Origin of the sequence: Streptococcus sp. 21.1, from assembly GCF_016648635.1 — a bacterium.
Lineage (GTDB): Bacteria > Bacillota > Bacilli > Lactobacillales > Streptococcaceae > Streptococcus.
This window is the reverse complement of sequence record NZ_JACLQL010000003.1, coordinates 116043-128291: the sequence shown is the minus strand read 5'-3', so window position 1 is coordinate 128291 and position 12249 is coordinate 116043. Positions and strand designations below refer to the sequence as shown.

Annotated in this window: 11 protein-coding genes; 7 read left to right on the top strand and 4 right to left on the bottom strand. The window is 40.9% G+C overall.

Annotated elements, in window-relative coordinates; all coding sequences use genetic code 11:
- The first annotated feature begins 170 nt into the window (after positions 1 to 170).
- The 3 genes from H7U01_RS03615 to H7U01_RS03605 are packed head-to-tail and all read left to right on the top strand — an operon-like array spanning position 171 to position 3799.
- Positions 171 to 1940, top strand: coding sequence for an Hsp70 family protein (locus H7U01_RS03615; RefSeq protein WP_201041131.1), 1770 nt, complete (start codon positions 171 to 173; stop codon positions 1938 to 1940).
- A gap of 10 nt (positions 1941 to 1950) precedes the next feature.
- Positions 1951 to 3309 (top strand): J domain-containing protein, encoded by a 1359-nt coding sequence (locus H7U01_RS03610; protein WP_201041130.1) that lies wholly within the window; start codon positions 1951 to 1953, stop codon positions 3307 to 3309.
- 4 nt (positions 3310 to 3313) lie between these two features.
- Complete coding sequence (locus tag H7U01_RS03605; RefSeq protein ID WP_201041129.1) at positions 3314 to 3799, top strand: hypothetical protein; 486 nt, start codon at positions 3314 to 3316, stop codon at positions 3797 to 3799.
- 90 nt (positions 3800 to 3889) lie between these two features.
- Here the strand turns inward: H7U01_RS03605 and H7U01_RS03600 are convergent, their stop codons facing one another.
- Genes H7U01_RS03600 through H7U01_RS03585 form a run of 4 tightly spaced genes read right to left on the bottom strand, consistent with a single transcriptional unit; the run spans position 3890 to position 7697 of the window.
- On the bottom strand, positions 3890 to 5173 hold the full coding sequence (locus tag H7U01_RS03600; RefSeq protein ID WP_201041128.1) for a glycosyltransferase: 1284 nt from the start codon (positions 5171 to 5173) through the stop codon (positions 3890 to 3892).
- Positions 5121 to 5789, bottom strand: a complete 669-nt coding sequence (locus tag H7U01_RS03595) for a hypothetical protein (protein ID WP_201041127.1) — start codon at positions 5787 to 5789, stop codon at positions 5121 to 5123. The genes H7U01_RS03600 and H7U01_RS03595 overlap by 53 nt, the downstream gene beginning before the upstream one ends.
- Positions 5782 to 6924, bottom strand: a complete 1143-nt coding sequence (locus tag H7U01_RS03590) for a glycosyltransferase (RefSeq protein WP_201041126.1) — start codon at positions 6922 to 6924, stop codon at positions 5782 to 5784. The genes H7U01_RS03595 and H7U01_RS03590 overlap by 8 nt, the downstream gene beginning before the upstream one ends.
- Complete coding sequence (locus tag H7U01_RS03585; RefSeq protein WP_201041125.1) at positions 6921 to 7697, bottom strand: SDR family NAD(P)-dependent oxidoreductase; 777 nt, start codon at positions 7695 to 7697, stop codon at positions 6921 to 6923. Before H7U01_RS03585 ends, H7U01_RS03590 begins: the two co-directional genes overlap by 4 nt.
- A gap of 261 nt (positions 7698 to 7958) precedes the next feature.
- Here H7U01_RS03585 and H7U01_RS03580 point away from each other — a divergent pair, with 261 nt between their 5' ends.
- From H7U01_RS03580 to H7U01_RS03565, 4 genes are read left to right on the top strand one after another with little or no spacing between them, the layout of a single operon-like run.
- Entirely contained in the window at positions 7959 to 9233 is a 1275-nt protein-coding gene (locus tag H7U01_RS03580) for a glycosyltransferase (RefSeq protein WP_201041124.1), read from the top strand.
- Positions 9230 to 10210: an NAD-dependent epimerase/dehydratase family protein gene (locus H7U01_RS03575; protein WP_201041123.1), complete on the top strand. Its 981-nt coding sequence runs from the start codon at positions 9230 to 9232 to the stop codon at positions 10208 to 10210. The genes H7U01_RS03580 and H7U01_RS03575 overlap by 4 nt, the downstream gene beginning before the upstream one ends.
- The gene (locus tag H7U01_RS03570) at positions 10185 to 11000 is read left to right on the top strand and encodes an MBL fold metallo-hydrolase (RefSeq protein ID WP_064525169.1); all 816 of its coding nucleotides are present in this window, start codon (positions 10185 to 10187) and stop codon (positions 10998 to 11000) included. Before H7U01_RS03575 ends, H7U01_RS03570 begins: the two co-directional genes overlap by 26 nt.
- On the top strand, positions 10978 to 12240 hold the full coding sequence (locus H7U01_RS03565; protein WP_201041122.1) for a F390 synthetase-related protein: 1263 nt from the start codon (positions 10978 to 10980) through the stop codon (positions 12238 to 12240). The genes H7U01_RS03570 and H7U01_RS03565 overlap by 23 nt, the downstream gene beginning before the upstream one ends.
- Positions 12241 to 12249 lie beyond the last annotated feature (9 nt).

Sequence of the window (12249 nt, the reverse complement as noted above, 5' to 3'; positions counted from 1 at the left end):
CACAGCGGAAAGTCTCAGTTATACTCACTTCGTTCTCAAAGAGAATCATCTGTCATTCTTTGCTGACTTTCTTAGTTCATGGCGCATTTGAAATAGTTTACTTACTTTCTTGAAAAGGACATTTTTGACTATGTTATAATGGAAGGACAAAAGCAGTTTAGGAGAATGTTATGGCAACAATTGGTATTGATTTGGGGACGACTAATAGTCTAGCGGTTACCTATCGTGAAGGTGAGGTTGAGCTGATTCCAAATGATTTTGGTGAATATTTGACGCCTAGCGTGGTCCATGTGTCGGACGATGTCTTGACGGTTGGAAAAATTGCGAAGGAACGCTTAGTGACTGATCCTGAGAATACGGCTCAACTCTTTAAACGTTCAATGGGAACCAATGAAATCTTTTACCTTGATGGGGAAGCTTACTCGGCAACTGATTTGTCAACTTTGGTGGTTAAACAATTAGTAGCTGATGCGGAGAGTTACTTAGGTGAAAAAGTAGATGAGGTGCTCATTAGTGTGCCGGCTTATTTTAACGAGAAACAACGTTCAGCGACCAAGGCTATCGGACAACGATTGGGTATTAAAGTGGAACGATTGATTAACGAGCCTTCTGCGGCAGCCATTGCTTGTCACAAGATTGGCAAGGACGAGTCTTTCATCGTCTTCGACTTTGGAGGAGGAACGCTTGATGTTTCTGTAGTTGATTGTTTTGATAATGTGATTTCAATTGTTTCTATTGCAGGTGATAATTTCTTGGGTGGCAGCGACTTTGATAAGGCTATCGCTGAAGATTTTTGTCAGTCTCAAGGGATTGATTTGGAGAAGCTAGATACCAAGCAAAAGTCTAGTCTCCTCTTGTCTGCAGAACGTTGCAAACTCAAGCTACAAAAGGAAAAACTGGCTGCAGTATCCTTGACCTACGATGACCAATATTACATGAAACAATACACTCAAGCTGAGCTTAAGTCCATTATTCAACCTGTTCTTGACCGTGTTAAGAAAGTCATTGGTAGAGCGGTGAGTGATAGCGGCTACAGGGCTCATGAGCTAGATGCCTTTATCTTGGTCGGTGGGTCTAGCATGATGCCTTTGGTTCAATCCTATATCATGAATCTTCTCAATCTTCCTATTAAGCGTTTGAAGGATATGGATGAGTTGGTTGCGCGTGGTTTGGGGACTTATTTAGCCGTCAAAGAGCGTCAGGAAAAGGTCAAAGATTTGGTAATTACTGATATTTGTCCTTTCTCATTGGGAATCAGTGCCTATGACTCTGACTTTGATAAAAACATCTTTTCAAAGGTTATTAATAAGTTGTCTGTCCTTCCGACCTCAGCCAGCAAATATTATTATGCCAGTCGGGGACAGAAACAATGTCGTTTTATGATTTATCAGGGAGAATCGCTCGATCCTGAGGCAAATCTCTTTTTGGATGAGTTTATTATCGATGTTCCTGGGACTGCGACTAAGACAGAGTTTTTTGAGACCACCTTTACTTACGATATTAATTCCATGCTCTATATAGAGGTTAAACTGGGGTCAACAGGCGAGACAAAAACGTATCGTATCGGTAGTCAAAGTAAAATCGAAGAGGTTGACAAGAGTGAGCATCTGGAGAATATCAAGCTTGTCTCTGATCAATTGTCCTTTGAGGCCGACTTTAAAACGCAGACTGAGCGGGCCTATCGTTTAATTATGGAAATGCCTTATAAGATGCAACTACATTTTTTGTGGCAGATGGAAGATTTTGAAAAAGGCTATCAGTTGGCTATTAACAATATCAAGAAGCGAAAAGAAATCGTGAAACGCTACCAAGCTTATCTTGATAGCATTGAAAATATCATGTCACTAGATGATTTGGATATTTTCCGTCAAGAAAAAGACGACCATGAGGAGAATGGTGAGCCCTTTGATAGGTCTGATGACCCTAATTTCTGGAGATAGGAGGTGACATATGAATTTTTGGTCGATTTTAGGCATTCAACCAACCAATAATCTTAAGGACATCAAGAGAGCCTATGCCAAACAGAGTAAGGTCTATCACCCTGAGGATGACCCTGAAAATTTCCAACGCCTGCAAAAGGCTTATCAAGAGGCCCTTGCCTGGCAAAAATCGCATTCTGGAAATGAGGAGAATAGTGCCGTCATAGGCTACAAACAGGCCGATGGCAGTTTGGTTGGGATGGTGTCTGCCTCTCAGCTAGAAGCTTCCTTTAAACAAGCTGCAGATAGTAGCAAGTCTAGTCAAAAACAGGAAAGTATTGATGAACTTGAGCTTACAGATTATGCGACTGGAAAAGTCAACGATGAGCAAGTGACTGAATACGAGGTTCAGCAGGTGAAATCTGAGGAAGAAAAACAGGAGCAGTTGGATGAGCTAGTTTTATCAGATACTCATGAAACGTTCAATCACAGTGAGCCTCATTCAAGGACTCGCGAGGATTCTGTCCTAAATGAAGATTTATCTATTGAAAATCAGGATAGTTTTCTTCAGACTGTTGAGCTATATTTCCTATATAATACTCTGACAATTTCTAAACTCAAAAATTATATGAGTGAGTGTGCTGCTTTGGGCTGGTTGGGTGATCAGGATTTTGCCTACCGTTTGACTAAGACTATAGGAGCTATACTCGAAAGAGGCGGCCTGAGATATGAGACCTTGGAAGGGCTTGAAACGTTAGCCAAGGAGCTTGACTTCGCACTGTTGGAGGCCTACCTTTGTGACCTCTTGGATATGAGACACAAAAAGACCGCTTGGCAAGGACCTCCTCTTCGTCCAATGACAGAAGTGACAGAGCCCACACGGACAGGTGGAGGGGTGATTATCTTATCCTTTCTAGTAATGGTATGTGGTATTTTTTTCCTAGCCAATGGCTTTTTCACCAGAGAGATGCAGAAATCGCAACCTAAGAAAATAGAGGTCATCACAGGGCTTACAGGAAATGAACTGGTCTCACAGGGAACGGTAGATAAGGCAGCTTCAGCCATATCTGATTTGGCTAAAAAATCAGACAAGCCCATTTCTGACACCAAGAAAGTGGTCTATGACCAAGTCAGTTCAACCTTTGTGATTGAGGACAGCTCGACAGGACAGCGCCAAGAACTACCGGGTGTGACAGAGGTTTATGTTTTGCCAGTTTATGAAAATGGTCAAGAAGACAAGGGGTTAGCCACAAGCAATGACGGTAGCAATTGGGAACTCAGAGATACTGATGGCCAAGTTCGTGGTCCCATTACTTTATCAGTAGCCATGTCATCAGATATTGCTATCAAGAGTGAAAATGGTAGCTACACTACGGTAGAAAAGGAGTAGAGACATGAAAGATTTTATTTTGAGAAATATTGAAAGAGTCTTCTCTCTCCTCCTTACAGGTATTTTTCTAGCCCTGCTGTATTTTGGAAATGAGAAAGGTTTGCATCTCTGGTTTGACAGTGGACGTGAGAGTGGTAGTCTGGGCTTGGTGACAGGAATATTTATCTTTTTCGTACTTGCTCTTTCTTCTGGTATTTGGATAGTAACGGATAGGTTTCTCCTCTTTGTCTTAACCAAGATAGGCTATTATAACGAGGATTGGTCTAAGGTTGTTGGCGTCATCATTGGAAAGAGAATTGCCAAAGCACCAAGAACAAGGGCTAATCATTTTCTAGTGGTTAAGGTTGGTGAAACCAAGCGTAACTTTTTCGTCAGCCAATCTAACTTTAATATTCTTGAAAAAGGTGATAGCCTTTGGCTACGGAAAGTCAGAGTGCATTATAAAGGACGTGTTGTCCGTACTTACTATGAACTCGCTGGGCGATATTAGACAGTAAGAAGCTGACCTTGGGTTGGCTTTTTATACTGACTAAAATTTACAAAAAAACTTAGGAGAGGACCTAAGTTTTTGTTAATAAGATTATTTATCTATGTTTAAGAGTCTTTCAATCTCTTGATAAAGTATTTCTGTAGGTTGATAGGCTTTGCTTATCTGAGTTAGAGAGTGTAATTTAGGCCAATCTTTTTGAGAAATTAATGCTTGGAATAAATCTAAGACTTCAGAATCAGTCTTTTTTCGAGAGACAAGTCCTACCTGGGCTAACTCAGCTCGTAAGGCGTTGTCAAACTGATCAAAATCTTGAGGAAGAATAAGGCTAGGAATGCCTTGTTCGATACATCCCATTAGAATACCGGAACCAGCGTGATGTATCACAAAGTCCATTTTATCTAGAATGTCTGTGTAGGGCAGATAATCAAAAAGTAAAAGATTGTTATTTAGATGATGTGGCGGATTTTGCAAACCACTTGGGTTACCTAGTGTGACATAAAAATGATAGTCAGGATGTTCTTGACTTAGTATTTGGGCCAATTTCACCATTCTTTCTTTTTCCCATTTTAAATGGGTGCCGCAAGTCACTAACACGCGTTTTTGAGAGGTCGTGAAATACTGTTCTTGTTCCTTGGGTAGTTTGTCAAAAGAAAGGCAGCGATAACCAACCCACTTAAGATGGGATGGAAAATCATCTCTAAACTCCAACTCTTTTATTCCCAGAGCCAGAATTGAATAAGGAGAATAGATGGTTTCTGTACCATCCTCTCTATAAAGTTTGAAATCTTGTAAATTTTTAAGATTTCTTTTAACAAGTGCAAAGCCAATTCTTTTTGCCATGCGAATAATCTGTCTACCCAGTGCATCTCTACATTTGTAGAGGATTCCCTGATGGGGTTTCCAACCTCCTAAATAAGCAGGAGTAGTTGTGCGACTCTCAATAGCTACTGGACTTGGGAGGGTCGTAATCCAGGGAATTCCCAAACGGTCTGCTAAAATACCAGCAGGAGCTGCAATGAAATCTGCAATAATCAAATCTGGTTTTCCATCGGACTCCCAAATTCGCTTGATTTCGTCTATAACTTCTGGAATTAGTTTGCTATTTGCGATTAATTGTTGGTACATAATATGTGGTTTTGCTTGCTTTGAGGTATTGGCGATATCTTCCATCACTGTCGGACGATCTGGAAATAAGGCAACACAGTCAAAGCCAATTTTTTCAACTAATTTCTTCTTTTGATAACCTGTAATGACACGAATCTGAAAACGAGGATCCTCCAGCAAGGGCTTCACCAGGGTCAAGGTCGGAAATAAATGACCACTAAAGGGAACGCTTATTACATCGATTTTTATCACTTTGTCTAATCCAGTCATGAATGATTCCTTTCACATCTTCTTTGTATTCATAGCTATAATGATCCGAATCCACTAGGATATCCGCTTGGTGGGAATCCAAGAATTTAGAATATGGATCTTTTTTTCCTTTAATCACCAATACCTCTAGCTTTTTGTTGTCTAAGAGTTTTTGGGAGACAGGTCCAAGTGCAATTATGCGAAATCTTGGAAGGGATATCTCGTTATCCAAATGATTCAACCATTGGGTAAGCATATTGACCCCTGAACTCTTACAGACAACAATCACTTCCTGAGTTTCCAGCAAGGGAGACATGTGTAGTTGTAAAAGTTTTTGGAAACGAGTGTTCAATATCGTATGCCAATAGTAGATGATATTGGACGCAGTAGCCGACAAGAGGGATACTTGTGGAGACTTTATATGTTCGAAATCTTGATTGAAGGGGAAATTACTGGCTACTACTGAATAGCCAGATGGACAAATCGCATGGAGGAGGTCTAGTTGCCCAGCTGTCAGCCCGGCACAAGTAATATCACTGCTCCCACTAAGAAAGAGAACCAAGCGATCAGAGTCTAGCATGGTCTGATCAGGAGACAAAGCAGACAAACGGTCTAGATAGGACTTCATATTACTCATAACGAATCTTTCCATCCGTCACTCGAATCTTCCGCCCCCGCCAATTAATCACAGGAGGTGTCATTAGAACATAGACAAACAGCCAAGGAAGCAGGAGATCATTCAGCACTTCGTAGGTGACTTCATCCAAGTGTAAGCGATTGGTTAGAATGCTTTGTCGATAGAGGAGCATCCAAACTGCCTTGAATGCCAGTAAGCTTAAGGCTAGAAGAAGATAAGGCCAACCTAAAATAAGACTTAAGATCAAACCTGGAAGAGGTAGAAAACTCGGTAAACCTATGAGGCTAAACAGCTTCCAGTCCAGGTGTTCTTTGAGATAGATAGAGCTAAAGAGAAGCCATCGCTTCATCTGGAGCAGGTATTGCTTAGCGTTTTTGATAGTGGTTCGAACATTACAGGTAACCCGCGTTTGGATAATGGATACTCCTTTACTCCTTAAAAAATCGGCCACAGCTAAATCATCACATAGATAGTCCTTAATCGCTGTGAAGAGCCCCTGATCTTTTGCAAGTTCTACCGGTAGGATATAAAACATCCCGTTGATGGAGTGATTTGCCTCAACTTCTGCCATGGTAAAATAGGTAATAAAAGAATTGCCATTAACGAATGCTGCAACCAACTTGGACCAGAAATTACTTCTTTCTTGGTTATAGGGAATACCTGTCAGAATGACCTCTTGACCCAGATAGGCAGTCAGCTCACCCATTTTAGAAAAATCAATCACACTATCATCGTCCAAAATAATCAGATAAGGCCGGGTCAGCTCCTCTACAACCTGCTCAATCTTGTAACTCTTGGGATTAATCCCCTGAGGGACGTCTTCAATGAGAAAGATTCGAATGCGTTGGGCAAAGGAAGCATCTTGGCAAATCTGATCTGCTACTCGCTGGGCTTCTGTGTCAGACTGGTCGATCAACCAGTAGAACTCCACTGATTCTGTTTGCTGGAGATTAGCCTGCAAATCATTCGCTAAACGAGGATCCCCAGAGAGGATGGGTTGGACCACTGTAAAAAGCTCTTCTGGGAAGTCCGCAATATGAGACTGGTCTTTTTTATAATAGATGAAGGACAGCAACCAACGGATGAGAAATAAGAGAAGATAAGCAACGCCTAAAAATATAAATATAAATTTCATCTATTAAGTCCCTTTCGTAAATACCTTGCAAGGAGACAAATAATCCATCTTTGGGGAAGCAGACGACCTAGCAAAACTAGCAAGCGATAGCGAAGGCCGATAACAGCATAGGAAGTACCCCTTTCTATGAATCGAATCAACTGCTGAGCGACTTTCTCGGGCTTCATCTGAAAACGACTACCTCCTAGAGCATCAACTAGTTTTTGAGAGAAAATGGGCGTTTGGACTGGTCCAAGAAGGTAAAGTGCAATTCGGACCTGAGAATCTGCATTTTTTAGTTCCTCATGGAGGGCTAGAACGTAAGTTTGCAGAGCAGCCTTACTGGCACTGTATGCCGCTAAATAGGGATGAGGAAAAAGAGCTGCCAGTGAAGAAAGTTGGACTAGCTGGATTTTCCGATTTTTCTGCACTAACTGCTTGATTAATTGGACCGGAGCATGGTAATTGATTTGCCAGAGATCTTGCTCATTTGCTGTGGCTAGATGGTTACCTTGGGAAAAATAAGCTAACCCTGCACAATTGACCAGAAGGTCAGCATCTAATGCCTTTCCAAAATTCTCCAGTGCTTCCTTATCACACAGATTTAAAACCTTAATTGAAAGTTGTGCCTTGCTTCCAGCTAATTCATTTTGCAGTTGGACTAATTTGTCTGGATTTCGGCCTACTAGAACCAGAAAATCAAGATGTTTTGCCAGTTCAGTTGCTAGGTGACGTCCAATTCCTCCTGTAGCTCCCAAAATAATTGCCTTACTAAATGAGTCTGTTGTTTGCATAACTCTAGTTTATCAGATTTTACTGAAACAGAAAACTACCTCTCAATTCCTTTGGAAAGAATGTTTGTCATGATGGAGGTAAGTTAGGGGATTCTTGCTAAAAAAAATTGAAAAGTTTTATGTTAAAGTATTTGTGGCAAGCTTTGATTGATTAATGGATGAAAAATCTTACTGAAGAAGTGTATCTATTCAGAGAAAATGAGTTTAGATAGTATTTGGTTTTGAGTAGTTCTTTCAAAAAAAATTTGCTATGCTAATGTTATGGGAAAACTAAAAATTGACGTGGTCATCGTTCCATTAAGTGGGCACCTTTATCCAACCATGAATCTGCTAATGCCTTTATTAAAAAATCCTTGCTATGATATTCGTTTATTCACAGGACAGCAGAAACGTGCAGTAGCTGAGGCAGCAGGCTTTAAGGTTGTTACTATTCTTGAAGGTCATGAAATGGACTTTGAAATGGTGGCTAATAATAAGGAGCAATTGGGCCTTTTTTCTGCTTATCGTCAACTATCAGCTAGTCTTGATATTATTAATATTGTTTCCAATCAATTACTATCGGAATGGAAAGTAAGCCGACCTGATTTAGTCATTGCCGATTATGTCAGTTTGTCGGGTGGACTTGTTGCAGAGCAAATGGGGATTCCGTGGATAACGACAATGGCCACACAATTTGCTATTGAAACGACGGATGGTCCTCCTTGTTTCTTCGGAGGAATGGGAAGTCCGAAGAATCGCAATCAATTGATTCAACAATGGCTAGGCAGAAAACTGACTCGTTTCTTGAAGTATTCCGCCACTTTTTTATTACGAAATCGTTTAAAGCGTTATGGTTTTAAAATGTACAACCATAAGGGACAAGAGAGTATCTATTCACCGTATTCTATTTTAGGAATAGGAATGAAAGAGTTGGAGATAAAGAAAGGGTTCCCAGAACATTACCACTGGGTGGGTCCTACTGGAGGTTCAGTTGAGCGATGTGAGGATTATCCTCTTGATTTGTCGCCATTTGCAAATCGTAAAATTGTCTTTGTGACTTGTGGGACCCAATTGGATTGGGCAAAGGACAATTTAATTTACCAAACGAAGCTGTTAGCTAAGTCTCATCCAGAGTGCCAGTTTTTTGTAACTTTAGGTCTTGGAGGGCAAGAATTCCAATGCCAAAAATTAATGGATAATGTTTCAGTGGTTTCTTATCTTCCCTACAATGAATACATTCCTCAGATGGATTATGTCATTCACCACGGTGGTTCAGGTATTTTTTTCCAATGTATTATAAATAAAAAGCCATCCTTAATACTTCCTCACGATTATGACCAGTATGACTATGCTATTCGTGGACTTGAGGCAGGTGTGGCTTTGACTGCCAAAAGAGAGGATGACAAGGCAATTGGGCAAGCTTTTGAGGCATTGTTGGCTAAGAAAGATTGGTCTGAGTTAGAGGCTTTAAGTCATGCTGCCAAGTCATATCATCCTACAGAAGTAGTGGAGGGTGAAATAGCTCGCCTGCTGGCAGACAAGGAGAAAAAACAATGAAGAAAGTTTTAGTAACGGGGGCTACAGGTTTTTTAGGCAAATATGTTGTGGAAGAACTGGTTGAGCACGGTTATCAAGTCCGAGCTTTTGGTCGTAATCGTGCAATTGGCCAGTCTCTGGTAAATGCCTCTGTGACCTTTATTCAAGGAGATTTGACAAACCAAGAGGATTTGACTAAGGCTTGTCAGGAAATGGATATGGTCGTTCATGCCGGTGCTTTGTCAACGGTTTGGGGTCCTTGGGAAGACTTTTACCAAACGAATGTCTTAGGAACTAAATACATCCTTGAAACTTGCCGTGAGGCTAAAATCGAGCGCTTGGTATATGTGTCGTCTCCAAGTATCTATGCAGCGCCTAGAGACCAGCTGGATATCAAAGAAAGCGATGCCCCTCAGGAAAATAGGCTTAACAATTACATTCGAAGTAAATTGGCATCAGAAAAACTATTTAAAGATTATCCTGATGTGTCTAGTGTCATATTGCGACCTCGAGGACTTTTTGGGATTGGAGACACCAGCATTTTGCCACGTGTTCTTAATCTTAGTCAGAAGATCGGTATTCCTTTGATTGGTGATGGTCGCCAACTGATGGATATGACCTGTGTGGAAAATGTTGCTTTGGCTATTCGTCTGGCTTTGGAAACTCCTCAAGCAGCTGGAGAAGTTTATAATATTACCAATGGAGAACCCAGAGTATTTAGAGACTTGATTGAGGAAACCTTGAGAGGTTTGGGCTATCCCATCCGTTATCGCAAAATCCCAGCTCCACTTGTGTCTGCTATTTCAAGTAGTTTGGAGTTTATTTATAAGAATCTAAAGCTCAAAGGAGAGCCAGCCCTAACACGCTATACCTATTATTTGCTACGCTATAGTCAGACTTTGGATATTAGCAAGGCGGAGCGTGACTTGGGCTATCGGCCTAAAATAACGATTTCAGAAGGGATTGAACAATATGTCCAAGATTATCGAAAGCATTGATTATTTTCCTGCGGGATATTGTACAAGCTATACTGGTCTTTTGTTCAAGAAAGTTAAGAATAAAAAAATGACCTTTCCAGCCGGTGTCTTTCTAATCAAACACAGAGATAAAGGCTATCTGCTTTATGATACAGGTTATCACTACGATATTAAGACCAAGCTTCGCTATGGCTTGTATCGTTTGGGAACGCCGGTGCAGATGACAGAAAAGGATCAGATTTCAAGCTTGTTGAAGGCGAGGGGGATTAGGCCTGAGGACATTACCTATGTTATGCTTTCCCATCTGCATCCTGATCATTTGGGAGGAGCTGGCTTCTTTCCTAATGCGAGCTTCCTTCTGACTCAGGAGGTTTATGAGGTTTATCAGAAGCCTAAGTTGAAGGATTTGATTTTTAAGGAATTTTTGCCAGTGTCTTTTGAGAAACAGTTAAGAGTAATCAAGGCTAATCAACAAAACTCAACTTTTCCTTATCGTCCGACCTGTGATTTATTTGGAGATGGAAGTATCTTGGTAGCCTCTGTTGATGGCCATGCCAAGGGTCAGGCTTGTCTCTACTTTCCAGATTATAATCTTTTTATCGCAGCGGACTTGTGCTGGGGTGTCGATTTGCTACCTTATACGAAACAAATGCACCTCATTCCGTCCTTGGTTCAGGATAATATGTCGGATTATATTAAGGGAACTGAGTTACTAGAGGACATCCTAAAAGATGGGACGGAAGTACTAGTTAGCCATGACCCTGTAGAAAGGATAGAGCGTATCTTGTATGAAAAAAATAACCTTTCTTAAAACCTTTATCCAAACCAGATGGCTTCACAACTTCAAAACGAGAGCAGCTTTAGAAGCTTATCAGAAAAAGCAATTATCTAACTATATGGATTTTCTAAAGCGAGAGTCTCCTTATTTCAAAAATGGTGTCCCTACTGACTTTGACCATATGGATAAGACCTTTATGATGGCGCATTTTAATGAGTTAAACACTCAAGGCATCGATCGCGATGAGGCTTTAGCCTTAGCTATTGAGAGTGAAAAGACTCGTGACTTCACCGAACTTAAAGGTGAAGTAGCTGTTGGTTTATCTTCAGGAACATCGGGACATCGTGGCCTCTTCATCACGACTGAGAAAGAGCGAAGCATGTGGGCGGCAGCTATTTTAGCTAAGATGTTGCCCAAGGGTCATCTTTTTGGCCACCGAATTGCCTTTTTCCTGAGAGCAGATAATGAACTCTACCAGACTATCAATACAGCATTGATACGATTAGAATACTTCGATATTTTCAAAAATACAGATGAACATATTGAACGTCTTAATCATTATCAACCGACTATTGTTGTGGCACCAGCTTCCATGTTAATAGAGTTGAGCAAGCGTCTTAAGGCAGGAGACTTGTCTATCTCACCGCAAAAAATTGTCTCTGTAGCAGAAATTTTAGAGGATAGTGATAGAATTCGCATTTCGAGCGCTTTTAAGCTCCCCATTATTGACCAGGTTTATCAAGCGACGGAAGGTTTTCTAGCCTGCACTTGTTCTGCAGGACATCTTCACCTCAATGAAGATATCATTTTTGTAGAGAAAGAGTATCTGGATGAGCGTCGATTTTATCCAGTAATAACGGATTTCAAGCGAAGCAGTCAACCTGTTTACCGCTACAAACTTAATGATATCTTGGTTGAGAATCCTGAACCTTGTTCATGTGGTTCTCATTATACAAGGATTGACAAGGTCGAAGGTCGCTCTGATGACATCTTCTACTTTGAAGGTCAGGATGGAGGACAGGTGACAATCTATCCTGATTTTATCAGGCGTTGTATTCTCTTTGTGGAAAATGTTGGAGACTATCAAGTCAAGCAACATTCAGAGAAGATTGTTGAAGTCTGTCTCAGCCAACGAGACGTGCAAGTAGAAGCAGCAATCACAACTCAGTTTCAACTCTTGGCGCAACAAAAGCAGTTTAAGGTTCCGGAAATCCATTTTTCCGATTATCATTGGGATACCAGTCGAAAACTCAAACGTATTCAGCGTTTATGAAAGGATGAA